This is a genomic window from Vibrio coralliilyticus ATCC BAA-450, from assembly GCF_000176135.1.
Lineage (GTDB): Bacteria > Pseudomonadota > Gammaproteobacteria > Enterobacterales > Vibrionaceae > Vibrio > Vibrio coralliilyticus.
The window spans coordinates 391,192-416,948 of sequence record NZ_ACZN01000015.1; the positions used below are offsets into that span (position 1 = coordinate 391,192).

Sequence of the window (25,757 nt, forward strand, 5' to 3'; positions counted from 1 at the left end):
ATCACAAACTATAGGCTATTTTTGTGACAGCAAATAGCCCGTTTTGTTCCAACTTAGGCATTAAACCATATACATGCCACCATTAACATGCAGAGTTTCACCAGTAATGTAAGCAGCTTCTGGAGAAGCTAAAAACGCTACTGCTGATGCAATTTCACGAGGGTCACCTAGACGGCCAGCAGGAACGTTCGCTAACGTTGCTGCACGTTGTTCGTCATTTAGCGCCTTAGTCATGTCAGTTTCGATAAATCCTGGTGCAACAGTGTTAACAGTTACACCACGAGAAGCCACTTCACGTGCCATAGATTTAGTGAAACCAATCACACCTGCTTTTGCTGCTGCGTAGTTAGTTTGACCTGCATTACCCATAGTACCAACAACAGAACCAACATTGATGATACGACCTGCACGCTTCTTCATCATGCCACGAAGTACAGCTTTAGACATGCGGTAGATCGGTGTCAGGTTAGTGTTGATGATGTCATTCCACTCATCGTCTTTCATACGCATAAGTAAGTTATCACGCGTAATACCTGCATTGTTTACCAGAATGTCGATTGCACCAAACTCATCGTTAATGTTTTTCAGAGTTGCTTCAATTGATTCGATATCTGTCACGTTTAGTGCCAGACCTTTACCATTTTCACCAAGGTATTCACTGATTGCAGCGGCACCATTTTCTGAAGTCGCAGTGCCGATAACCGTCGCACCACGTTCAACAAGAATTTCAGCGATAGCACGACCAATACCACGGCTTGCGCCAGTGACCAGTGCAATCTTGCCTTCTAGGTTCATCATGATTGTTATTCCTTAAAAGTTTACTTAGCGGCTTCTAGAGATGCAGCATCATTTACTGCAGCGCCACTTAGTGTCTTCACAATACGTTTTGTCAGACCCGTTAGAACTTTACCTGGGCCTAATTCAAGAAGTTTTTCAACACCTTGCTCGCTCATTAGCTGTACACTTTCAGTCCAGCGGACTGGGCTGTATAGCTGGCGCACAAGTGCATTTTTAATTTTTGCAGGGTCAGTTTCAGCAACAACATCAACGTTATTGATCACTGGCAACTGAGGAGCATTGAATTCAATCTCTTCAAGAGCGACAGCCAGTTTGTCGGCTGCTGGCTTCATCAAAGCACAATGAGAAGGTACGGAAACAGGTAGCGGTAGAGCTCGCTTAGCACCAGCTTCTTTACACAAGGCACCTGCGCGTTCGACTGCGTCTTTACTACCTGCAATCACTACCTGACCTGGTGAGTTGTAGTTTACAGGCGATACCACTTCACCTTGAGCCGCGTCTTCACATGCTTTAGCAATAGATTCGTCATCTAGACCGATGATCGCGAACATAGCACCAGAGCCTGCTGGCACAGCTTCTTGCATCAGTTGACCACGTAGTTCAACCAGTTTGATTGCTTCTTTAAAGTCAATCACACCAGCACATACTAATGCCGAATATTCACCTAGACTGTGGCCCGCAAGGTTTGCTGGCTGTTCTAGGCCAAGCTCTTGCCAAACACGCCAGATAGCCACCGAGGATGCTAACAGTGCTGGCTGAGTACGGAAAGTTTGGTTGAGATCTTCAGCTGGGCCATTTTGAACCAACGCCCATAGGTCGTAACCTAAAGCCTCAGATGCTTCCGAAAAAGTGTTTTTTACTACTTCATACTGTTCGCCAAGTTCAGCAAGCATTCCGACTGCTTGTGAGCCCTGACCTGGAAATACGATAGCAAAATTGCTCATTTTCTTTCCTTTAAAACAAAGTAAGAAAGATTAAGATGCCTAAAAAGGCATCTTAATCTTTTAAATTTGGTTGGGATTAGAACTTAACCAGTGCTGAGCCCCAGGTAAAGCCGCCACCAAATGCTTCTAGTAGAAGCGTCTGACCGCGTTTAATTCGTCCGTCACGAACAGCCTCATCAAGTGCCGTAGGTACAGTAGCTGCAGACGTATTGCCATGTCTGTCTAGTGTAATGACAACTTGATCAAGCGACATAGATAGTTTCTTTGCTGTTGCAGAAATAATGCGATAGTTCGCTTGGTGAGGCACTAGCCAGTCTAGTTCAGACTTATGCATATCGTTGGCAGCCAGCGTATCTTTAACGAGTTTTGATAGCTGTGTCACAGCAACCTTAAAGACTTCGTTACCCGCCATGTGTAGCCACTTGTCAGCATCTTTGCCTCGCTCAGGAACTTCAAGGCTTAGCAACTCACCAAAACGGCCATCCGAGTAGATATGCGTTGAAAGAATCCCAGGCTCTTCACTTGCACCAACAACAACAGCGCCTGCACCATCACCAAACAGAATAATGGTTGAACGATCAGTTGGGTCACAGGTTTTAGACAGAGTATCTGAACCGATTACAAGCACATTTTTACACATGCCTGTTTTAACATGCTGATCTGCAACTGAAAGCGCGTAGACAAAACCTGAACATGCAGCGGCAATATCAAATGCGGGGCAACCTTTAATGTCCAGCTTAGCTTGAACTTGGCAAGCAGAAGAAGGGAAAGTGTGGCTGCTACTGGTGGTCGCTACGATGATCAGGTCAATATCATTCTTATCGATGCCTGCCATTTCGATCGCGTTTTGAGCAGCGATATATCCCATGTCGGCGACGGTTTCATTCTCGGCTGCGATACGACGCTCTTTAATACCTGTGCGAGTGACAATCCACTCATCACTTGTATCTACCATTTTCTCCAAGTCTGCGTTTGAACGCACCTGAGATGGCAGGTAGCTGCCAGTACCTAAAATTTTGCTATACATGAAGACTAATAATGCCTCTCGAGTAAAACCGCTTCCAAACGATCGCTAATACGGCTTGGTACTTGTCGTTTGACCTCGTGTAACGCTTCACCAATGGCATTGATGACCGCGTCTACATCAGCACTTCCGTGGCTTTTTATGACAATGCCGCGCAATCCTAGCAAACTTGCGCCGTTATACTGGTCGGGGTTCAATGTTTTTAGTTCATTAAATAACCCAGAAAATAATTTTCTTGCAATCCAACCCTTTATAGATGAGGCCATCATGCTTGATTTCAACTTATCGATAAATAGCTGGGCTGTACCTTCACATGCTTTGAGGCAAACATTACCAACAAAACCGTCACATACCACCACATCCGCGGCATCGTGGAGTAACTGATTACCTTCAATATAGCCGACAAAATTCACGGACTGCGTCTGAGACAACATTTCAGCACAGCGTTTGACGAGATCGTTGCCTTTGATTTCTTCAGCACCGATATTAAGAATCGCAATACGTGGAGGTCGGTCTAAGTATTGTTCAGTTAACGCACTTCCCATCACAGCAAATTGGAACAATGAATCAGCATCACTGGACACATTGGCTCCTAGGTCAAGCATCCAAGTTCTGCCACCGGAAGCTGTAGGTAAGGCAGAAATTAACGCTGGACGTTCAATTCCTGGTAATAATTTCAACCGAAAACGTGACAAAGCCATGAGTGCACCAGTGTTTCCACTGCTGACACAGGCATCGGCAGTACCTTGAGCGACAGCATCAATCGCCATCCCCATGGAGGTGCCATTGCTGTTTCGAAGTGCGAGAGAAGGCTTTTCTGAGTTTGAGATCACTCGGTCACTATGCTGAATACTCAGGCGAGCATCAGGCTGATAACCAAGAGACAATAATTGAGTTGTGATCGCGGTCTGATCACCTGTGAGGATTACTTTCAGCTCTGGGAAATGCGACAGTGCCTGCACGGCGGCAGGCACTGTGACGCGAGGACCGAAATCCCCGCCCATTGCATCAAGTGCAACGGTTATATTAGGCAAAGGTCAACCTTACTTGTTGATAACCTTTTTACCACGGTAGTAACCTTCAGCAGTTACGTTGTGGCGCAGGTGAGTTTCACCTGAAGTTGCGTCTACAGATAGTGCAGCTGTAGATAGGGCATCGTGTGAACGACGCATGCCACGCTTTGAACGTGATTTCTTGCTCTTTTGTACGGCCATTGACCCTACTCCTATGTTAATTCTTAAAGAATTACTTCTTTAAGTTTTTTAAAACATCGAATGGATTCGGCTTTTCTTCCACAATTTCTTCTGGAATTTCACCAAATACCAAATTGTCTGATTTAACGCTGCAATCCGCTTCTTCGTGCTTTGCGATTTGAGGCAAGTTTAGAATGAACTCGTCTTCAACTAACTGTATCAGGTCAATTTCACCGTACTCGTTCAGATCTACCAAATCGTACTCTTCCGGTGCTTCCTCTTCAGTCTTTTCACCTTTGTAAGGTGTATAAGTGAATTGGACATCGCACTCATGTGCGAAAACCTCATTACAGCGTTGACACTCTAAATCAACTTCGATGTTAGCTTTACCAGAGATAACAACGAGTCGCTGTTCATCTAACTCAAATGACAATGACACTTGAGCGTCGCGTTTAACGCCTTCAACTGATTCGAACAAACGCTTAAAAAGACTAACCTGAATGATACCATCATAATCAAGTCGCTTCTGAGCAGCGCGTGCCGGATCAACCGTTCGCGGTATTTTTACCTTTTGCATAGGGCGCGAATTCTATCTTCCAATTCGTTTTGAGTCAAAGAAAAAGGATAAAAAGTTGCAGTTTTTTTCCTTCTTATCAGAAGAGCTAGGATTACCATCATAATATCCATTAAGCTATCGCTAACTCCCTGAAAGATTGTACTGGAAAATGCCACAATACCAACTTGTTTTAGCATCGACTTCACCGTTTAGAAAACAACTGCTCAATAAACTATCAGTCCCTTTTGAAACCGCCTCACCTGACTGTGACGAAACACCATTTTCTGACGAGCGACCTGAGGATCTAGTGAAACGTCTTGCGAAGGAAAAAGCAGAATCATGCCATACCAATCAGCCTAGTCTTATCATCGGCAGCGACCAGGTCTGTGTGATTGATGGAAAAATCATTGGAAAACCTCTGAATCGAGAAAACGCTATCCAACAATTAAGCCGCCAAAGTGGTAAGGCCATCCAGTTTTATACCGGGCTTGCGCTTCACAACACCGAAACGAATACCACAGATGTCAAACTGGATACGTTCACTGTTCATTTTCGCCAGCTAACCCAACAACAGATCAGCCGCTATGTAGAGAAAGAAGAGCCGTATTACTGCGCTGGCAGTTTTAAAAGTGAGGGGTTGGGTATCGCACTATTTGAAAAGTTAGAAGGGAAAGATCCCAATACTTTGGTTGGGCTACCACTGATTGACTTGATTGATATGCTTGAAACGCAAGGTTTCCCAATCTTGTAAAAGCGGAATAACTAGAGTTGGCCTTCTTAATCGAAGCAAACAACTCTAGTCTTCGAGTGAGAGAGTTCACAGCTCTTACAGCTTACGTAAACTCGCTAGCGCCTTCTCCAACTTTGCTTCCATTGGCGCACTCACTTCCATCCACTCGTCATTGGATGGGTGTTTAAATTTAATATTAGCGGCATGAAGAAACAGTCGGTCTAACCCAACTTTTCCTGTGTAGGCATCAAAACGTCGATCACCATAACGGTCGTCCCAAGCAATTGGATGACCAGTATACTGAGTATGGACACGAATTTGATGCGTACGCCCCGTTATTGGGCTCGCCTGAATCAAAGTAGCCTCAGCAAACTTTTCAATAATCTTAAAACGAGTCTCAGAAGGCTTACCCTGTGGGTTAACGCGAACGATACTGTTCACTTCATTTTTCAATAGTGGTGCGTTTACGACCTTGCAACTACTCTTCCACTGCCCCATCACCAATGCGAAATAGTATTTCTGCACGGTTTTCTCACGAAACTGAGCTTGAAGATGACGCAGCGCTGAACGCTTTTTCGCAACCAAAAGAATTCCCGAAGTATCACGATCAATACGATGCACTAACTCTAGAAAACGAGCTTGCGGTCTCAGTGCCCGTAAAGCTTCAATAGCACCAAATTTAAGCCCACTTCCTCCGTGAACTGCCGTACCCGAAGGTTTATTGAGGATAAGCATATGTTCATCTTCATGGATGATCATATGTTCTAGCTCAGCGACTTTATTCAGTTTGGTACTCGGTGCAACTTCGTCTTGCTTCTCTTCAATCGTAACTGGAGGAATTCTGACCAAATCCCCCGCCTTCAATTTATATTCAGCTTTAATTCGTTTTTTGTTTACGCGAACTTCTCCCTTGCGCAAGATCCGATAAACCATGCTTTTAGGAATACTTTTCAGTTGGTTGCGTAAAAAATTATCGATACGCTGGCCAGCCATATCTTCGTCGATATCGACAAATTGGACTTTTGTTCTAATTTCGCTCATTTCGATATTCTACCATTCTAACTTGCGTAAGTTCACGTTTTCTAGGCAACAATCTGGTAAATCGCTCTCTAAGAATGAATTTCTGTTCAGCTACGGATAAAAATCCATCAACATATTTACAATTCTCAGAAACTATCACACAAAGCCTTTAAATACAGAATCTTACGAAAATTAAAAATGGGTTTTTTAGCGTTTTATAATAAAGCAGATTGCTGAGTTTAATGGGTACTGCTATAGTTCACACCTGCAATGAATGATTAGGTTGCATTTTAATCAAACCCAATCGTTTTTGAGCAAGATATTGAGTAGCCCGCTAATTTACCAAAATGCAGCACACGGCGTAAGACATTTCCGGGATTAGTACAACTTGTTGCCCTACTCATAAATCTTTCATGTTGAGTATTATCCGCCATCATTGCGGCTTACAAGCCAAACTTGTTTGTAAGACTGACGTGCCCAAAGAGCATCCCTCCAGCCGGGAGGCTGCACAAATTTAAGCCATGGGATCCGGCACCGTGAAAGACACATCAAGGCAGCAAGAAAACATAGAATGACAACGAGATTTATCAATGAAAAGAATGTTAATCAACGCAACTCAAAAAGAAGAGTTGCGTGTTGCTTTGGTTGATGGTCAGCGCTTATATGATTTAGATATCGAAAGCCCAGGCCACGAATCCAAAAAAGCAAATATCTACAAAGGACGTATCACTCGCATCGAACCAAGCCTGGAAGCAGCCTTCGTTGACTACGGTGCCGAACGACACGGATTCCTCCCTCTAAAAGAAATTGCCCGCGAATATTTCCCTGATGGTTACACTTACCAAGGTCGTCCAAGCATTAAAGAAGTGCTGACTGAAGGTCAGGAAGTAATTGTACAGGTTGAGAAAGAAGAACGTGGCAGCAAAGGTGCTGCGCTAACGACATTCATTTCTCTTGCTGGTAGTTACCTTGTTCTGATGCCTAATAACCCTCGTGCTGGCGGTATTTCTCGTCGTATCGAAGGAGATGAGCGTACTCAACTGAAAGCAGCACTGGACACGTTAGACCTACCAAAAGGTATGGGCCTTATCGTACGTACAGCGGGTGTAGGCAAAAGTGCTGAAGAATTAGAGTGGGATCTTAACGTCTTACTTAATCACTGGGGCGCCATCAAACAAGCTTCTGATGCCAACCCAGCTCCACTGCTTATTCATCAAGAAAGTAACGTTATCGTCCGAGCTATTCGCGACTATTTGCGTCGTGACATTGGTGAAATTCTCATCGATAGCAACACCATCTATGAGCGTGCACTAGAGCATATCCAACTAGTTCGTCCAGACTTCGTCAATCGAGTCAAAAAGTACGACGGCGAAGTTCCACTGTTTAGCCACTATCAGATCGAAAGCCAGATTGAATCGGCGTTCCAACGAGAAGTGCGTTTGCCATCTGGTGGTTCAATCGTTATTGACCCAACCGAAGCATTAACATCAATCGATATCAACTCAGCCCGTGCAACGAAAGGCGGCGATATCGAAGAAACTGCACTAAACACCAACCTTGAAGCAGCCGATGAAATTGCACGTCAACTTCGTCTTCGTGACCTAGGCGGCTTGGTTGTTATCGACTTCATCGATATGACGCCAGTGCGTCACCAACGTGAAGTTGAGAACCGTCTGCGTGACGCAGTTCGCCTCGACCGTGCTCGTGTTCAGATTGGACGTATCTCACGCTTTGGCCTACTAGAGATGTCTCGCCAACGCTTGAGTCCATCTCTAGCAGAAGCTAGCCACCATATCTGCCCTCGATGTAGCGGCACAGGTGTGGTTCGTGATAATGAGTCTCTTGCTCTTTCTGTTCTTCGTTTGATCGAAGAAGAAGCATTAAAGGACAACACAGCTCAAGTTCTGGCTGTTGTTCCTGTTCCGATTGCGTCTTACCTTCTGAACGAAAAGCGTCGTTCAATCAACCACATTGAACGCATTCAGGAAGTTAAGATCACTGTAGTTCCTAACTCAGATATGGAAACGCCGCATTTCGAAGTGATTCGAGTTCGTGAAGGCGAAGAGTTTGATTTGCTGTCTTACTTGCTGCCTAAGAAACTCGAGTCGATGAAAGAAGCGGAAGGCCGTGAGGTTGCTGAGCCGGAAGTTAAGCCTAAGAAGCTGGAAGAGCCTGCACTAAAAGGTTTTGCAGCACCGGCTCAATCTGCGCCAGCGCCAAAGCAACCAGTGAAGAAAGCACCAGAGAAAAAGTCAGAGCCTCGTGATGAAAAGCCAGGCTTAGTATCTCGATTCTTCAAAGCTCTGGGTAGCTTCCTATTCAGCTCTGAACCTGAAAAAGAACAGGTTGAAGAGAAACAAGAAAAAGCAGCGAAGAAAGACGGTCAGCGTAACAACCGCAACCGCCGTAATCGCAACGACCAACGTCGTCGCAATTCTCGTGACAATCGTAACGAGAATCGTGAAGATAAACGCGATAACAAACGCAATAAACCTCAACGCGAACGTGATGAAGCTGCCAATGAAAATAAAGCAGCATCGAACGAACGTAAGCAACAAAACCGCAAGCCTAAGCAGGATCGCCGTAATAAACAGCGTGACGACGCGAAAGCGAGCAAGGTTGCTGAGGAAGGTTTGAAGCTCGCGGCTGAAGCGCAAAAAGACGACAAACCGAACCGAGCAGAAGAAAAAACGACCAAGGTAAAAGAACGCCGTCAGCGTCGTAAACTGAGCAAGCAGGTTCGAGTTAAAGACCAGAAAGCGAAAGCTGAAGCGGTTGAAGAAGTAAAACAGGTTAAGGCTGAAGCAGTAGCAGAAGCCATCGAGCAATCGACTGAAGAAGTTGCAGCAGAAGATGCAGAGCAGCCTAAACAACGTCGTAACCGCCGTTCTCCACGTCATCTACGTGCAAGCGGTCAACGTCGTCGTCGTGGTCGCGATCGTCGCCCTAACCCGTTCCGCTTACGCAAAGGTGGTGTTGCTTCTCCAGAAATGGCAATGGGTAAAGTCATGCCAAGCTACGGTATCTCTAAACCAGAACCGAAGCACAAAGCAAAAGCTGAACAGGCTGCGGCACCAGAAGTGGTCACTCAAGCACTTGGTGGGTTCGCTTGCCCTGAAATGGCAATGGGCAAAGTTATCGTACGTCGCCAAGAGCCAGTGATTGAAGAGCCGAAAGTTGTTGAGCAAGCTGCTACGGTTGAAGCCACACCTGTGAAGACACCAGCACCTCAAGCAGTTGAGCCACAAGTCGCTCCAGAAGCAGTTGCAGACACGGCTGCTATTGTAGAAGCGGAAGCAGCACCTGCCCCTGTAAATACAAGCTCTGAGATTATCGTACCGACAGCATTTAAAGGCCACGCCTCTGCTCCGATGGCGAAAGCACCAGGAACCACAGAAATGAAAGAAATTACTGTGATTGCTGCACCTTTCCGAGAAGAGCGCTACCTATCTAAAGGTGCAGGCAGCCAGGTTGCTAGCAATAAAGCCAGCGCTGCAATGGCAAAGCCTCAAAGCTTTTAATCCGGTTTGATGAAGAATAAAAACAGCCCCATCACGGGGCTGTTTTTTTATGTGTATATGGTAACGAGCATGACTGCTCTCACTATTTGTCACAAATATTAGCCAATATCTGCTTCTTTGTTGAACTTAATCACACTTTTAGGTAGCATTCGCCGACTCGATCTGAATCACTCGCTTGGTTTTCAGTGCTCTTTTACATCGCATTTTGCTCACATGAAAACTAAGCCAGAACCTATACTTAAATCTGTCGTTCTCTGGTATTCAGAATAACCGTAAACATTTAGCATAACTGAGCAAGCATGTTTGAATTCCCTCAATTTTCGAAACACTCTGTAAAAAATGACGTGTTATCAGGCCTGACCGTTGCACTTGCATTGGTTCCTGAAGCCGTTGCCTTTGCCTTCGTGGCTGGTGTCGACCCTATGGTTGGCCTGTATGCAGCATTTATTGTCGGCCTAATTACTTCCATTTTTGGTGGCCGCCCAGGCATGATCTCTGGTGCAACAGGTGCAATGGCAGTCGTGATGGTGTCGCTAGTCGCATCACACGGTGTCCAGTACCTTTTTGCTGCCATATTACTTGCCGGTATCCTTCAGGTAGCTGCTGGTCTATTTAAGTTAGGTAAGTTCATCCGCATCGTGCCGCATCCAGTTATGATTGGCTTCGTTAACGGTCTAGCGATTGTGATTTTCCTCGCTCAGCTTGGTCAGTTCAAAGCGCCAGACATTAACGGCATGCTAACTTGGTTACCTCAAGATCAAATGATGCTGATGCTGGGTTTAGTAGCGCTAACCATGGCTATTATTCACTTCCTACCAAAATTCACTACCGCCGTACCATCTTCCTTGGTAGCGATCGTCACAGTGACAGCTTTGGTAGTAGGCTTAGATCTGGAAACACGTACAGTTGTCGATTTCTTACGTACTATGTCTGGTGATGATGCAGCAACGCTGGCAGGCTCACTACCAACGTTCTCTGTCCCAGCAGTACCGTTAACACTTGAAACACTACAAATCATCCTCCCGTACGCTATCATTCTTGCGGCGATTGGTCTGATTGAATCTCTGCTAACACTGACTGTTCTGGACGAAATGACAAACACTCGTGGTCAGTCTAACCGTGAATGTATCGGTCAGGGCATGGCAAACATGACGTGTTCAGTGTTTGGCGCTATGGGTGGCTGTGCGATGATTGGTCAGTCGATGATCAACGTTAACTCAGGTGGTCGTGGTCGTTTGTCAGGCATTGTTGCTGCTTCTGCACTGCTGATATTTATCCTGTTCGCTTCTTCACTTATCGAAATGATCCCACTAGCCGCACTAGTCGGTGTGATGTTCATGGTGGTTATTGGTACTTTTGAGTGGGCAACATTCAAACTGGCTCGTCGCGTACCAAAACAAGACTTCTTTGTAATTGTACTCGTAACGGTCGTAACGGTAATGACCGACCTTGCTATTGCCGTCTTCGTTGGTGTTATTGCCTCTGCTCTGATGTTTGCTTGGCAACACGCTAAACACATCTATGCCGATACAAGTATCAACGCAGAAGGTTCTAAAGAGTACAAAATTCACGGCCCGGTATTCTTCGGTTCAGTCGCAAACTTCCTTGAGATTTTCGATGCTCATGAAGATCCAAGCGATGTTATCGTCGATTTCGCTGATTCACGTGTAACCGACCACTCAGCTATCGAAGCTATCGAAACACTGGCTGAGCGCTACTCTGCTCAGGGTAAGACACTTCATCTACGCCACCTAAGCCCAGATTGTCGTAAGCTTCTCGACAAAGCAGGCAGCTTGGTAGAGATTAACGTCAAAGAAGACCCAAGCTACAAAGTCGCAACCGACGTACTAGCGGGTTAAGCAGACGAAAAAAGGGCTTCCATTTGGAAGCCCTTTTTATTTATCGCTAATACTTACAACAACTTATTGAGTTTTTCACCCATCAGTTCCAAACGCCAGCTTTGCATCACATCCGGTAATATTGATGGATCACGATCTTTTTTCCATACCCAGCTAATCAACTGATTCAATTGTTTCTTGGACGCCAAAAACTCCGTCGCCAACCCAGAAGCCTGAGAGGCTTTTTTCACTTCATCCTTAAGGGTTTTAAACTTTTGCTTGTAGCCTGGCATATCCATCAAACGCTCAATTTTAGCCGGATACTCATCTACAGGCGTCATTTTGGCTGATTTAACAATCGAGATGATACGTGCGCTGTGGCGTTGCACAGAACGAATATCTAATCCTTCCTGCTCCATTCTTTGTTTGTTCTGTAAGCCTAAACGAGCAATAGTAAGTAGATCATGTTCTTTAAAGACGAAATTCAGTGCTAGGTCACGGCGAATCGCCTCTTTGAAGCGCCAAGTAGCAAGCGGCTTTAATAAAGCTAACTCACTCGGTTTCAGTTGCCAAGCGCCCTTAACATCCAAGTAGGCTTTTTCAGGATCAAGTGACTTGATACGCTTGGTAGCCAGTAAATCACTTTCCTGCTGAGCCGCTTCCCACCAGCCAGCCTGAGTAATTTCTTCAAGCAGCTTTTCATACAATGGCAATAGATAGTGGACATCTGCGGCCGCGTAGTCGAGCTGTTTATCCGTTAGCGGTCTGGCAAGCCAGTCTGTACGAGATTCACTTTTATCCAGTTCTACGCCAAGATAAGACTCAACCAAAGAAGCAAAGCCCGTTGACAATCCGTGGCCCAAGAATGCCGCCATCAGTTGGGTATCCACCATCGGGTAAGGCAGACAACCAAAGCTGTTGTTAAACACTTCTAAGTCTTCACCACACGCGTGTAAAACCTTTAACACTGATGTGTCCTTTAGAAGGTGAACAAACGCCGTCATATCATCAATGACTGTTGGATCAATCAGAGAAAGTGTTTCACCATCAAATAACTGAATAAGGCCAAGCTGAGGGTAGTAGGTTCGTGTTCGGACAAACTCGGTATCAAGCATGACGACATCTGCATTTCTAGCTTGTGCACACACTTTTTCTAGCTGGTCTGGGCGGGTAATGATTTGATAATTCACAAAGCTCTCACTGTGACTGATGGGGTCTGCAAATAAAAATGCCGACTGGTATTAGTCGGCATTTTAACACTAAACACTTGGTTCTGCTTATTTTTAACTTTAGCTAGCCTTTGCCAAGTTTGCATCATTCTCTTCACGCAAAACACGGCGTAGTATCTTACCGACATTGGTTTTCGGTAATTCATCTTTGAATTCAACTAGCTTAGGCACTTTATAGCCCGTCAGGTGCTGACGACAGTGAGCAATGAGCTCGTCTTTCGTCAGGCTTGGGTCTCGCTTGACAACGTAAATTTTCACGAGCTCACCCGACACTTCATGCGGCTGACCAATCGCTGCGACTTCCAGTACTTTTCCATGCAGTGCCACGACATCTTCAATCTCATTTGGGTACACGTTAAAGCCGGACACCAGAATCATGTCTTTTTTGCGATCCACAATGTGAATCAAACCTTGCTCATCAAACTTAACGATATCGCCCGTCGACAGCCATCCTTCACTATTAATGACTTCTTTGCTGGCTTCTGGTCTTTGCCAATAACCTTGCATCACTTGAGGGCCACGAACCTGCAGTTCACCAACTTCAGTATTCGGTACAGGATTCCCTTCATCATCAACAATACGCACTTCTGTAGAAGGGACAGGCAAACCAATTGCACCTGTGTATTCTGTGAGGTCATATGGGTTCACCGTCACCAAAGGTGAACATTCGGTAAGACCATAACCTTCTAATAGGTGTACACCAGTTGTCTTCTTCCACTGCTCAGCAACCGCACGTTGAACGGCCATACCGCCACCTACCGCTAACTTTAGATTGCTAAAGTCCAGCTCGTGGAAATCTTCATTATTGACCAAAGCATTGAACAGCGTGTTCACACCGGTAATTGCAGTGAACGGACACTTTTGTAGCTCTTTGACAAAACCTGGGATATCTCTCGGGTTAGTGATCAACAGGTTACGTCCCCCCAGTTCTAGGAACAGTAGGCAGTTCACTGTCAAAGCAAATACGTGGTAAAGAGGCAGCGCGGTCACAACCACTTCTCGGCCTTCTTCTAATACTGGCCCGTACATTCCCTTGGCCTGCAAAATGTTTGCAATCATATTGCTATGAGTCAGGATTGCGCCCTTTGCAACCCCAGTAGTACCGCCGGTGTACTGAAGGAAAGCAATATCATCGCCAGACATGAAAGGCTTAACATATTGCAAGCGTCGACCTTTATGCAGTGCCTTACGCATTGAAATCGCCCCTGGTAGGTCATACTTAGGCACCATGCCTTTCACGTACTTAACCACAAAGTCGACCAATGTGCCTTTAGCACGTGGAAGCATCTGACCTAAGCTGGTCAGTACAACATGCTTAACAGGAGTATTGTCTACGATTTGCTCTAATGTATTCGCAAAGTTAGATACGATTACAATCGCTTTCGCACCAGAGTCATTTAGCTGGTGTTCAAGTTCACGTGGCGTGTATAGAGGGTTCACATTAACAGCGATCAGACCTGCACGCAGGACGCCAAACAATGCCACTGGGTATTGCAGAAGGTTTGGCATCATCAAAGCAACGCGGTCGCCTTTTTCCAGCTTAAGTTCGTTCTGTAGGTAAGCAGCAAAAGCGCGGCTACGCTCTTCAAGCTTACGAAATGTCATTACCGAGCCCATGTTCATAAAGGCAGGCTGATCAGCATATTTCTGTACTGACTGCTCAAACATTTCCACCAATGACGGATATTGATCAGGGTTGATATGCTCAGGCACATCACTTGGATAGCGTGATAACCAAGGTTTATCCACGGTAATACTCCTCGAATTAAGCTGACTGTTGTCGACGAAACGCCGTGTTTTTACTGACGACTATTACAACACAGGCAAAGGGGTTGAGCACGAAAGACTCAAACACTTGTTTAAATTTTGTTAACTAAGCCAAAAATTAGGTTAGATACTCTAGAAGGGACTTGTAGATGGCAGTGATGTCCACCCTCAACCGTAAAAATTTCGGCCGGATTAGGAGTGTCATCCTGTGTTTTCTGCAAGTGGGAGAAACCTTGTTCGCCTAGCACAACAATCTGCGGACAGGTGATCTGTCGGCTGATTGATTGTGCATGCTCAAATGACATGCGATACAAAGACTGGCTTTGTAATTTCTCATCGTGGCGCCATATCCAACCATCATTGGTCTTTACCAATCCTCGCTGGACGATGGGTCTGATAAGGTCAGAAGCAATTTGATTAACCTTAGCCCTGACTTCAATAGCAGTGGCATCAGACTCAAATGCTCTGGTTGGTTTGCTACGAATTCTCTGACGACTCAAAACGCCTTCTCTCAAACGAGAAACCGTTTCGCTCTCTTCTTCCGCCAAAGGCCCGTGCCCTTCTATCTGAACCAATCCACTGATCTGTTCAGGAAAGGCGGCACTATAGCAACTTGCAATCAAAGCACCAAGAGAATGACCAACCAACACCAGTCTGTTTGGCGATAAGTTAGCCAAAAACTGATAAACATCGTCAATATAGTCATGAAATGGGTAGAAATTACTGCCTGACTTGTGACTGGAATGACCATGACCAGGCAGGTCAATAGCGCACAAGTGCAGTGAAGGGGCGGATTGATGTAGCTCTTGCATCAAGGATTCAAAGCTGGCGGCATTGTCCAACCAGCCATGAAGGAAAACGATAGAGCAGTCTGCTGTTTGGCTATAACCGTATTCGATAGCGGCTAGATGACCTTCAGCTAGCGGGTAACGAGTGTCTCTTCGGGTCATTTGACTTCTTGGATCACTTTGCCCTGTCTGGTACCTCGGGTGAGGTCGCGACAATACAAACTGCGGCAAGGGTACATTGATGGCCCAAAGTCATCGTGCACAATCACACGCTCTTCAATTCGCCACAGATGATAACTCTTGATCTTCATGACTGGAAAATCATAGCTATATTCACCCACTTTGGCAGCTTCAGTGCCACTGCTATCACCGAGCAAGGTAATCAATCGCCCTTCTGACAGCGTTACTGGGTCGGCGAAACCGGTGATGTAGCCTACGAATCGGCCTTGAGGTTCTTGGTCAATATCAGGCTTACCATTGGAACTGATGGGTAAATTAACGACTTCCACTCGCGTCTTGTCTTTCAGGTTAGTCACACTGGCAATCACACCGCCCAAGCGAAGTTCCTGCTTTTTTGCTGTAGAAGCTTGCCAGCCGGAGTAATCCGTTTGTAGGTCTGGGTTATCTGACGCGAGGTTTTCTGGAAGAGTACTGCACGCGGTAAGTGCAACAAGCACACTGGCCATAGAAACAAGTTTAAAAACACGTGGCATCATAAGGACTTACCAAAAAGGGTTATATATAAATATCGACACCTAACAGCTGCGATAGTTCATCACGCTTAGACTGATTCATCACATTCATATACTCTTCCATCGCTTTGCGGCCCTGCCCTTCTGGCAAGTCGTATTGCACTTGAGCTTTATGAATGTCTGACTCATTTACGTGACGGATAGAATGCGCCACCGCGTTGGCGACTTTGGATGGCTGGCCAACGGATGACTTCTCCTGAGATTTTTTTACCTCATTCTTTTTTCCGGTTTTATTGGCCTTATTCGGTCCCGGAACCGAAGGAGGCAATCCATTAATCGAAACCATACTATCCGTCTAATTACACCTTATTCTCTGCCTGGCAATTTCTTCCATGCTACGGTATCACGCAGATACACAGGGCTGGCATCTTCTACCGTCACGGTGTTACCCTGCTCCAATTCGAATTTCGCCAGTGCGACGATATCTTCGGCATCAGGGAAAAGAACCTCTCCCGCCGCGACTTCAAATTTCAGCTCAGCTAGCGCTTCCTGATACGCTTCCCAACCCGTTCCTGCAGTCAACCAGCGTTGTTCATCACTTTGGCTATTTTCAGCCAAAACCGCAGGTGGAATAACACATTCGGCATCAGTAGCCATCCAAGTGCCATCTTCTTGACGCGAAAAACGACCCCAGTAGACTTCGCTCATACGTGCGTCAATCGCACACGCCACGTGGCTTACACCGTGTTTACGGTAACTACCTTGAGCCATTGCTTGCAATGTTGAAACACCAATCATAGGCAGATCAGCACCGAACGCTAAACCCTGTGCAATACCAATGCCAATGCGGACACCTGTAAAGCTACCCGGTCCACGACCAAACGCGAGCGCGTCAAGTTCAGCTAGAGTGAGCCCCGCTTCTTTCAGCACTTCATCTACCATAGGGAGAATCTTTTTGGTGTGGTCTCGCGGTGCTACTTCACTGCGAACATAGATCTGGTCATTAACTAGCAATGCAACAGAGCAGTTCTCTGTTGCCGTGTCTAAGGCAAGAATTTTTGCGCTCATTGAATTCTCTGATTATTCGGTTGTTTCTGAAATTTGTTTAAGGAAATCCTGCACTAACTCTAAATCCCGTGTTCGAGGAATTGGAGGTAAGCTGGCAAGGAATACGCCGCCATATTCGCGCGTCACCAATCGATTATCACAAATGATCAGCGCACCTTTGTCCTTCTTATCTCGGATTAAGCGACCAACCCCCTGCTTGAGGGTAATCACAGCATCCGGCATCTGAACCTGAGAAAATGGATCCCCGCCTTTAAGCTGGCAATCTTCTATCCGCGCCTTAAGCAACGGATCATCAGGTGCAGTGAAAGGTAATTTGTCGATAATAACACAGCTCAGGGTGTCACCTCTAACATCAATCCCTTCCCAAAATGCTCCGGTCGCCACCAGCAAAGCATTACCCAGCTCCATAAACTCTGCCAGTGTTTTTTGTTTACTGGTTTCCCCTTGCAGCAGCACCGGAATACTCAAGCACTCACGGAACCTTTCACCAAGCTCTCGCATCATGCTATGAGAGGTACAAAGGAAAAAACAGCGACCCTGATTCTGTTCAATCAAAGGGCTGAGCATGCGAACAAGCTTATCCGCCATCCCCGGACTATTCGGCTCAGGAAGATAACGCGGAACGCATAGCCTTGCCTGACTTTGATAATCAAATGGGCTTGGCAAAGACATTTCCGTTTGAGGTTTTAGACCCAGTCGAGAAGTAAAATGACCGAAGTCCCCTTTTACCCCCAAGGTAGCGGAAGTAAATATCCACGCCCCTTGCTTTAGCTCGATCTGTTCCTGAAATTTGTCTGATACCGAAAGCGGAGTGATATGAAGGCTAAAATGACGCGGGGTCGTATCGTACCAGTAAGAGTATCCCGTAATGGAAACTTCACAAATTCGCTCTAATCGAGCTTGAATCGTGCTGGCCCGTTCATACGCCGTATCCAACAACTGGCTTCTACCCAGCGCTAATTTGAGCACTTCGAGACAAAAATCCAGCGACTCACGTAATCTTTCTAATTCTCTGGCAATTGAGGGAGACTGAATCGCTTCACGCCAGTTACCACGAAAACCTGGTTCACCGAGGGCAATTCTTAAGTCCATCGCACTTTGCAGCAATTTCTCACTGATCTTCTGCAATTGGCGCATGTCTTTCGCTTCGGTGCGATAGCCAATTTCAATATCCTTGGATAGCTCCTGAATCTGACGACTGGACAGAGACTGGCCAAAGTACTGACTGGCAATATCAGGTAGCTGATGAGCTTCGTCGAAGATAAACACTTCTGCTTCTGGTATCAGTTCCCCAAACCCCGTTTCTTTTATCGCTAAATCTGCCAAAAACAGGTGATGATTGACGACCACTACATCCGCATCCATGGCTTTTTTGCGAGCCTTAAGAACAAAGCAATCTTGATAACTTGGACACTCTTTACCTAAGCAATTGTCGTTGGTTGAAGTGATTGTTGGGATCACTGGGCTGTCTTCAGCGATTTCGTCACAGTCGCCTAAATCCCCACTTTTGGTCTCGCTCGCCCATGAGCGCACTTTAACCAACTGGCTAAGCAGTGTTGGATCCGCATGATGTCCATGACTCTCCACCATTTGGCGGCTAAGGCGATCTAAACACAAATAGTTTGCTCGACCTTTAAGTAACGCCACTTGCCCGTAAAAGCCCAAGGCATCTGTCATTAAAGGTAAATCACGATGGAACAACTGTTCCTGCAGGTTTTTCGAGCCCGTGCTGATGATGGTTTTTTTGCCACTCAGCAGAGCTGGAACTAAATAAGCGAAGGTTTTCCCCGTTCCGGTTCCTGCTTCAATGACCACTTGCTGGTCGCTTTTTATCGCTTTAACCACAGATTCAGCCATATCTAGCTGAGCCTGTCGTGGTTGGAACCCAGGAATCGCTTTACCTAGAGCACCATCTGCTGAGAACGTTTTAGAGATCATCAAAGGCTGTAATTTGAGTTGAACAAGATTAGGAACGAGGGATTATGGCAGGTTTAAAGACGTGGCGCGAATGCAAATCTGATCCGCGCCGATAGGTCACTTTATTGATGAGTAAATTGTGTTAACGACGGTTGAGATAACGCGATAGCCAAGCGGGACCAGCAAACTCATTCTGACTATCCATCATGGCTCGAGCTGCTTCACTGGGCGACGCTTTGTTTTCCCACATTTCATTGAGAAGCTCTTCATTGATTTCGTGGTCACCTAGTAGCGCACTGACTCTTTCGGAATACAACTTACGTGCTAGTAGATCTTTATCCATACGTACCACCTGTCGGGCTAAAATCTGACAATTTTTAAACAAATTCGCCGAGCTAATCGGTTAACTCGGATTAATTGTTGAAACCATCTTGATATTAGTTTAATTGTAGCTTCCATATTGTGGGGCGCTTCACCGTTCAACGCCCGGCAAAAATTTCAGAATACGAAAAAAATAATTCACGGAAGTTTTAACCCAATGGAAAAGAAAACACTGCTCACTCATTGTACAGATGCACCTGGCTTGATTTCTAAGATCACCAATATCTGTTACAAGCACCAACTCAACATCATCCACAATAATGAATTTGTCGATAATACCAGCGGCCATTTCTTCATGCGTACTGAGCTGGAAGGTTACTTCAATGATCAAACCTTCCTTGCCGATCTCGACCAGGCTCTGCCTCAAGGCGCTAAACGAAAGTTGATTGGCCCAAACCGTAAACGCATTGTCATTCTCGTCACCAAAGAAGCGCACTGTATTGGTGATATCCTAATGAAAAACTACGACGGCAGTCTGGATGTCGATATTGCGGCAGTGGTGGGCAACTACGATACACTACAGAGCCTGACTGAAAAGTTTGATATTCCATATCATCATGTGTCTCACGAAGGGCTAAACCGTGAAGAACATGAACAGAAGATGCTTGAAGTCATCGATCAGTACAATGCGGACTATCTGGTTCTGGCTAAATACATGCGCGTACTAACACCATCATTCGTCGAAAAGTACCACCATAAGATCATTAATATCCACCATAGCTTCCTGCCCGCTTTCATTGGCGCGAAGCCTTACCAGCAAGCTTACGAGCGAGGCGTTAAGATCATTGGTGCAACAGCGCACTTCGTCACTAATGACCTCGACGAAGGACCAATCATCAAGCAAGACGTGATTCCGGTCGATCATAACTTTAGCGCGAAAGATATGGCACAAGCAGGACGAGATGTTGAGAAGAATGTACTCAGCAAAGCACTCAATAAGGTGATAAACGACCACGTATTTGTCTATGGCAACAAGACTGTTATTCTTTAATCTTGTATCTAAATGCAAAAAGACCTCCCATTGGAGGTCTTTTTAATTTCAGGACTTTATTTCAACCTACTCAAAGCTTCGCAGCCAATTCAACACCTTGTCTGATAGCACGAACAGCATCCAACTCACCGGCATGATCGGCGCCACCTATGATATGAAGCTTGTCACCAAACTGCTGCCACTGGTCCTCAAAAGGTCTCACCGACTCCTGACCCGCACAGATGATTACTTTATCCACTTCAAGTAACTCAGATTTGCCATCATGGCTGATGTGCAGACCAGTATCATCAATCTTGTCGTAGCTAACACCACCCACCAGATTCACGCCACGCTTCTCAAGTGTACGTTTATGAATCCAACCCGTGGTTTTACCCGGCCCTTTACCAACTTTGCCCTTGCGGCGCTGCAGAACCCAAACATCTTTTTCGCTTAGGGATTCAGGGTAAGGGTACAAACCGCCCGGATGCGCGATCTCTTTATCAATTCCCCACTCATGCAGCCAGTCGTCTAAATTGTGACCAGCTGGCTCTGTCAGCATGGTTGCTACATCCACACCGATGCCACCCGCACCAACAATCGCAACTTTCTCACCAACGTAAGTTTTCTCTTTAATTAGCGTCTGATAATCAATCACTTTTTCTGGGTTGTCGATCCCGTCAATCTTGACTTTACGCGGCTCCACGCCCGATGCCATGACTACTTCATCATACTCGACCAATAGATCAAAGTTGGCATCCGTTTCAAGATGTAGCTTCACGCCTGTTTCATCAATCTGATTGGCAAAATAACGAATGGTCTCGCGGAATTCCTCTTTACCGGGAATCTGCATGGCTAAGCGGAACTGCCCACCGATTCGATCATTGCGCTCAAACAGATCAACATGGTGGCCTCGTTTCGCCAGAGTCGTCGCACATGAAAGGCCAGCTGGACCAGCTCCAACTACAGCGATATTCTTCGGCTTATCGGTAGGTGTAATTTTCAGTTCATCTTCACGACAGGCAAGCGGGTTGACCAGACAGCTAGCCCGTTTGCCTTTGAAGACATTATCCAGACACGCTTGGTTACAACCGATACAAGTATTAATCAAATGCGACTGTTTATTTTCAGCCTTAATGACAAAATGCGGGTCTGCAAGGAAAGGTCTTGCCATGGACACCATGTCAGCGTGACCACCTGAGAGAATACGCTCAGCTTCTTCTGGCGTATTGATACGGTTACAGGTGACAATCGGCACATTGACATGTGGGCGCACTTTTTCCGTCACCCAAGTAAAGGCTCCTCGCGGCACTTGAGTTGCGATAGTCGGGACTCTTGCTTCATGCCAACCGATACCGGTATTAATAATTGTCACTCCAGCTTTTTCAAGCTCTTTTGCCAGAGTAATCACCTCGTCAAACGTGCTGCCTTCCTCAACCAAATCCAGCATAGAAAGGCGGAAGATGATGATAAACTCTTCACCCACTTCCTTACGAATTGCACGCACAACCTCTAATGGCATACGCATGCGATTTTCGTAGCAACCGCCCCACTCGTCGTAGCGCATGTTGGTACGTTTACAGATGAACTGGTTGATCAGATAACCTTCTGAACCCATCACTTCGACACCATCGTAGCCCGCAGATTGTGCCAGCTTGGCGCTGTTAGCAAATGCATCAATGGTTTTGTGGATCTGACGAGTACTCATCTCACTTGGAGAAAAGCGAGCAATTGGCGCCTTTATGGCAGAAGAACTTTGTGAAAACGGGTGCATGGCGTAACGCCCTGCATGAAGAAGCTGTAAAGCGATTTTCCCGCCATGTTCGTGAACGGCTTCCGTCACGACTTTGTGCGCTTTGGCATGCTTAGGTTTACTGAATTCCGCACTAAACGGGTGTAAACGACCACGTAGGTTAGGCGAGAAGCCACCGGTCACAATCAAACCGACACCACCTTTCGCACGTTCAGCGTAAAAAGCAGCCAGTTTTCCGAGACCTTCTTTGTGTTCCTCCAGACCAGTGTGCATCGAGCCCATTAAGACTCGGTTTCTAATCTGAGTAAATCCTAGATCCAACGGCTCTAACAAGTTTGGGTACATGGCAGACATCACTTTGTTATTTTGTTCTGGTCTGACCAGAATACGGCGAGTTGTAATAAAAATCAAACAAGCGTTTACAATTTTGTAACACCGATCAATCTTGCAGTTGTTTGGGTATACTAGTTTAAGTAGGATATAAGTTATCTGTATTTATAAGGTCTTAGACTATCAAGGCCTATACCTGCGCTAAGCGCAGCGGAGCCCTAATGAAAAAATTATTTAAGTTTATCGGTATGATCTTTAAAGGCATATGGAAGCTGATTACCTTTATTCGTCTTGCCCTAGTTAATCTTATCTTTCTCGCCACTATCGGTATTATCTACTTCATCTACACCAGCGCAGAATCTCCGGTCCCATCCGTGCCTCAAGAATCCGCTTTGGTACTGAATATTTCAGGCCCCATTGTTGAGCAATCAAGATACGTTAACCCAATGGACTCTTTCACTGGCTCGCTATTTGGTCAGGATATGCCAAGAGAAAACGTCTTGTTTGATATTGTTGAGTCAATACGTCATGCCAAAGACGACCCTAAGATCACTGGTATTGTGCTAGCTCTGCGTGACATGCCAGAAACCAACCTGACTAAGCTTCGCTACATTGCAAAGGCTCTGAATGAGTTCAAAGCATCAGGAAAGCCTATTTACGCCGCGGGTGAGTTTTACAATCAAAGTCAGTATTACCTAGCCAGTTATGCCGACAAGATTTACCTAGCTCCAGATGGCGCTGTGTTGATTAAAGGCTATAGCGCTTACTCGATGTACTACAAGACGCTGTTAGAAAAGCTCGATGTGAATACTCACGTTTTCCGCGTCGGTACCTACAAATCAGCCATCGAACCTTTTGTACGTGACGACATGTCAGATGCGGCGAAAGAGTCCGCGTCACGCTGGTTAGGCCAGCTATGGGGAGCCTATGTGGATGACGTTGCCACTAATCGTCAGGTTTCCGCCAAAACGCTCAATCCAACCATGGAAGAGTTTTTAGGTTTATTAAAAGAACAAGACGGCGACTTGGCTGCTTTGTCTTTGGAGCTTGGCTTGGTAGATGAGCTGGCGACCCGACAACAAGTACGTTCCGACTTGACCGAAGTATTTGGTAGTAATGGTGAAGACAGCTACAACTACGTCGATTACTACGAATATCAAACCACAATGAAGCCGAAATTCGATTTGTCGCAAGATGACATTGCGATTGTCGTTGCTAGCGGTGCCATTATGGACGGTTCCCAACCAAGAGGTGCAACCGGTGGTGATACCGTCGCGGCACTTCTACGTCAAGCGCGCAATGACGACAAAATCAAAGCTGTTGTTTTACGTGTGGACAGCCCAGGTGGTAGCGCATTCGCTTCCGAAGTGATTCGTAATGAAATCGAAGCGCTGAAAGAAACTGGCAAACCTGTGGTTGCGTCTATGTCGAGCTTAGCGGCTTCCGGCGGTTACTGGATCTCAATGGGCGCAGATCGAATTGTTGCTCAGCCAACGACGTTGACCGGTTCAATCGGCATCTTCAGTGTGATTACAACGTTTGAAAAAGGCCTAAATAAACTCGGCGTATACACTGATGGTGTCGGGACTTCCCCGTTCTCAGGCGTGGGCATTACCACTGGCTTGTCAGATGGTGCCGCAGATGCCTTCCAAATGGGCATTGAGCACGGCTATCATCGCTTTATCGGCCTAGTCAGTGAAAGCCGTGAGATTCCATTGAAAGACATGGACAGTATTGCTCAAGGTCGTGTCTGGACGGGCCAAGATGCAGCGAAGTTGGGTCTGGTTGATAAGATGGGTGACTTTGACGACGCCGTGAAACTGGCTGCAGAGCTGGCAAAAGTCGAAGATTACAACCTGTACTGGGTAGAAGAGCCACTATCGCCTGCTGAACAGTTCATCCAAGACTTCATGAATCAAGTCAAAGTCAATCTTGGTGTCGATGCCAGCGCATTGCTCCCTGCCGCCCTGCAGCCTGTAGCTACACAAGTTGTTCAGGATGCTAGCCTGCTGGACAGTTTCAATGATCCAAAAGGCCAATATGCGTTCTGTTTAAACTGTCAGGTTCAGTAACGATTGAGCGACTGATTCACAAACTGGATTAAGTCTATCTGGGGTATTCCTGTGCGGGATGCCCCTTTTTATTGCTACTGATTGATATATAATCCCACGCTCTGTTCCCCCTACAATTAACTGGTTTCTAAGCAATGGCAAGAAAACACATTTATATCGCTTACACTGGCGGAACCATCGGCATGAAAAAGTCAGATGACCATGGTTACGTTCCAGTGGCTGGATTCATGGAAAAACAACTGGCTAGCATGCCAGAGTTCCAGCGCCCAGAAATGCCAGAATTCACTATTCACGAGTATGACCCTCTGATCGATTCATCCGATATGACGCCAAAGGACTGGCAGCAAATTGCAGATGATATTCGCGAGAATTACGACAAATACGATGGTTTCGTTATTCTGCATGGCACAGACACGATGGCGTATACTGCCTCGGCACTGTCTTTCATGCTGGAAAACCTCGGCAAACCTGTGATTGTGACGGGCTCACAAATCCCACTTGCGGAGCTACGTTCGGATGGCCAGGCCAACCTGCTGAACGCTCTGCACATTGCGGCCAACTACCCAATCAATGAAGTCACTCTGTTCTTCAACAACAAATTGATGCGTGGTAACCGCAGTACGAAATCACACGCAGATGGTTTCAATGCCTTTACTTCCCCGAACTTACCACCGTTGTTAGAAGCGGGGATCAACATCCAGATCAGCAACGATATTGTGGTGGGTGAAAAGCCAGAAGGCGAATTTAAGGTTCATGACATAACACCTCAGCCAATTGGCGTGATCACCATGTACCCGGGCATCTCACACGAAGTGATCCGTAACACGCTACTTCAGCCAGTCAATGCGATGATCCTACTGACCTTTGGTGTGGGTAATGCGCCGCAAAACCCAGAGCTACTCGCTCACCTTAAGGATGCTTCAGAGCGTGGTGTTATCGTGGTCAACCTAACTCAATGTTTAGCGGGTAAAGTCAACATGGGTGGCTATGCGACTGGCTGTGCACTGGCTGAAGCTGGTGTAATTAGTGGTTACGACATGACCCCAGAAGCTGCACTTGCCAAACTGCATTACCTCTTGAGTCAAAATCTGACTTACGAACAGGTCAAAGTCCAAATGCAGCAAGTACTGCGCGGTGAAATGTCGATATAACAACATATCTTCAAGAAA

At 46.1% G+C, this 25,757-nt stretch carries 22 protein-coding genes; 6 read left to right on the forward strand and 16 right to left on the reverse strand.

Annotated elements, in window-relative coordinates:
• Positions 1-60: 60 nt before the first annotated feature.
• The 6 genes from fabG to yceD all read right to left on the reverse strand — a co-directional run bounded on the left by fabG (position 61) and on the right by yceD (position 4,536).
• Positions 61-795 (reverse strand): 3-oxoacyl-ACP reductase FabG, encoded by a 735-nt coding sequence (gene fabG / locus VIC_RS09125; RefSeq protein ID WP_029236328.1) that lies wholly within the window; start codon positions 793-795, stop codon positions 61-63.
• A 23-nt stretch (positions 796-818) separates the two neighbouring features.
• Positions 819-1,742 carry an ACP S-malonyltransferase gene (gene fabD / locus VIC_RS09130; protein WP_006959286.1) on the reverse strand — a complete coding sequence of 308 codons (924 nt, stop codon included), beginning with the start codon at positions 1,740-1,742 and terminating at the stop codon, positions 819-821.
• Between the two features lie 76 nt (positions 1,743-1,818).
• On the reverse strand, positions 1,819-2,769 hold the full coding sequence (locus VIC_RS09135; RefSeq protein ID WP_006959287.1) for a beta-ketoacyl-ACP synthase III: 951 nt from the start codon (positions 2,767-2,769) through the stop codon (positions 1,819-1,821).
• Between the two features lie 5 nt (positions 2,770-2,774).
• Positions 2,775-3,800 (reverse strand): phosphate acyltransferase PlsX, encoded by a 1,026-nt coding sequence (plsX, locus tag VIC_RS09140; protein ID WP_006959288.1) that lies wholly within the window; start codon positions 3,798-3,800, stop codon positions 2,775-2,777.
• A gap of 9 nt (positions 3,801-3,809) precedes the next feature.
• The gene (rpmF, locus tag VIC_RS09145; RefSeq protein WP_006959289.1) at positions 3,810-3,980 is read right to left on the reverse strand and encodes a 50S ribosomal protein L32; all 171 of its coding nucleotides are present in this window, start codon (positions 3,978-3,980) and stop codon (positions 3,810-3,812) included.
• Positions 3,981-4,011: 31 nt separating this feature from the next.
• Positions 4,012-4,536, reverse strand: a complete 525-nt coding sequence (gene yceD / locus VIC_RS09150; protein ID WP_006959290.1) for a 23S rRNA accumulation protein YceD — start codon at positions 4,534-4,536, stop codon at positions 4,012-4,014.
• A gap of 148 nt (positions 4,537-4,684) precedes the next feature.
• Between yceD and VIC_RS09155 the strand changes: the two genes are divergently transcribed.
• Positions 4,685-5,266 (forward strand): Maf family protein, encoded by a 582-nt coding sequence (locus VIC_RS09155; protein WP_006959291.1) that lies wholly within the window; start codon positions 4,685-4,687, stop codon positions 5,264-5,266.
• 75 nt (positions 5,267-5,341) lie between these two features.
• Here VIC_RS09155 and rluC read toward each other — a convergent pair whose 3' ends face one another.
• Positions 5,342-6,286, reverse strand: coding sequence for a 23S rRNA pseudouridine(955/2504/2580) synthase RluC (gene rluC, locus VIC_RS09160; protein ID WP_006959292.1), 945 nt, complete (start codon positions 6,284-6,286; stop codon positions 5,342-5,344).
• Positions 6,287-6,855: 569 nt separating this feature from the next.
• On the opposite strand from rluC, the gene rne reads away from it, so the two are divergent.
• Both rne and VIC_RS09170 read left to right on the forward strand, forming a co-directional pair.
• Complete coding sequence (gene rne / locus VIC_RS09165) at positions 6,856-9,786, forward strand: ribonuclease E (protein ID WP_039951672.1); 2,931 nt, start codon at positions 6,856-6,858, stop codon at positions 9,784-9,786.
• Between the two features lie 299 nt (positions 9,787-10,085).
• Complete coding sequence (locus VIC_RS09170; RefSeq protein WP_019277913.1) at positions 10,086-11,645, forward strand: SulP family inorganic anion transporter; 1,560 nt, start codon at positions 10,086-10,088, stop codon at positions 11,643-11,645.
• A gap of 53 nt (positions 11,646-11,698) precedes the next feature.
• Here VIC_RS09170 and rnd read toward each other — a convergent pair whose 3' ends face one another.
• The 8 genes from rnd to VIC_RS09210 all read right to left on the reverse strand — a co-directional run bounded on the left by rnd (position 11,699) and on the right by VIC_RS09210 (position 19,428).
• The gene (gene rnd / locus VIC_RS09175; protein ID WP_006959295.1) at positions 11,699-12,814 is read right to left on the reverse strand and encodes a ribonuclease D; all 1,116 of its coding nucleotides are present in this window, start codon (positions 12,812-12,814) and stop codon (positions 11,699-11,701) included.
• A 99-nt stretch (positions 12,815-12,913) separates the two neighbouring features.
• The gene (gene fadD, locus VIC_RS09180) at positions 12,914-14,602 is read right to left on the reverse strand and encodes a long-chain-fatty-acid--CoA ligase FadD (protein WP_006959296.1); all 1,689 of its coding nucleotides are present in this window, start codon (positions 14,600-14,602) and stop codon (positions 12,914-12,916) included.
• 110 nt (positions 14,603-14,712) lie between these two features.
• On the reverse strand, positions 14,713-15,570 hold the full coding sequence (locus VIC_RS09185; RefSeq protein ID WP_006959297.1) for an alpha/beta fold hydrolase: 858 nt from the start codon (positions 15,568-15,570) through the stop codon (positions 14,713-14,715).
• Entirely contained in the window at positions 15,567-16,124 is a 558-nt protein-coding gene (locus tag VIC_RS09190; RefSeq protein ID WP_006959298.1) for a Slp family lipoprotein, read from the reverse strand. Before VIC_RS09190 ends, VIC_RS09185 begins: the two co-directional genes overlap by 4 nt.
• 19 nt (positions 16,125-16,143) lie before the next feature.
• Positions 16,144-16,446, reverse strand: a complete 303-nt coding sequence (locus tag VIC_RS09195) for a hypothetical protein (RefSeq protein ID WP_006959299.1) — start codon at positions 16,444-16,446, stop codon at positions 16,144-16,146.
• Positions 16,447-16,466: 20 nt separating this feature from the next.
• Complete coding sequence (gene tsaB, locus VIC_RS09200; protein ID WP_006959300.1) at positions 16,467-17,168, reverse strand: tRNA (adenosine(37)-N6)-threonylcarbamoyltransferase complex dimerization subunit type 1 TsaB; 702 nt, start codon at positions 17,166-17,168, stop codon at positions 16,467-16,469.
• A gap of 12 nt (positions 17,169-17,180) precedes the next feature.
• The gene (locus tag VIC_RS09205) at positions 17,181-19,106 is read right to left on the reverse strand and encodes an ATP-dependent DNA helicase (protein WP_006959301.1); all 1,926 of its coding nucleotides are present in this window, start codon (positions 19,104-19,106) and stop codon (positions 17,181-17,183) included.
• A 121-nt stretch (positions 19,107-19,227) separates the two neighbouring features.
• Positions 19,228-19,428 (reverse strand): hypothetical protein, encoded by a 201-nt coding sequence (locus VIC_RS09210; protein ID WP_006959302.1) that lies wholly within the window; start codon positions 19,426-19,428, stop codon positions 19,228-19,230.
• A 195-nt stretch (positions 19,429-19,623) separates the two neighbouring features.
• Between VIC_RS09210 and purU the strand changes: the two genes are divergently transcribed.
• Positions 19,624-20,457: a formyltetrahydrofolate deformylase gene (purU, locus tag VIC_RS09215; RefSeq protein ID WP_006959303.1), complete on the forward strand. Its 834-nt coding sequence runs from the start codon at positions 19,624-19,626 to the stop codon at positions 20,455-20,457.
• A gap of 70 nt (positions 20,458-20,527) precedes the next feature.
• On the opposite strand, the gene VIC_RS09220 is transcribed toward purU, so the two are convergent.
• The gene (locus tag VIC_RS09220; protein ID WP_039951677.1) at positions 20,528-22,531 is read right to left on the reverse strand and encodes a 2,4-dienoyl-CoA reductase FMN-binding domain-containing protein; all 2,004 of its coding nucleotides are present in this window, start codon (positions 22,529-22,531) and stop codon (positions 20,528-20,530) included.
• A 206-nt stretch (positions 22,532-22,737) separates the two neighbouring features.
• Here VIC_RS09220 and sppA point away from each other — a divergent pair, with 206 nt between their 5' ends.
• Positions 22,738-24,588, forward strand: a complete 1,851-nt coding sequence (gene sppA, locus VIC_RS09225; protein WP_006959305.1) for a signal peptide peptidase SppA — start codon at positions 22,738-22,740, stop codon at positions 24,586-24,588.
• A gap of 134 nt (positions 24,589-24,722) precedes the next feature.
• Complete coding sequence (gene ansA, locus VIC_RS09230; RefSeq protein WP_006959306.1) at positions 24,723-25,739, forward strand: asparaginase; 1,017 nt, start codon at positions 24,723-24,725, stop codon at positions 25,737-25,739.
• Positions 25,740-25,757: the final 18 nt, after the last annotated feature.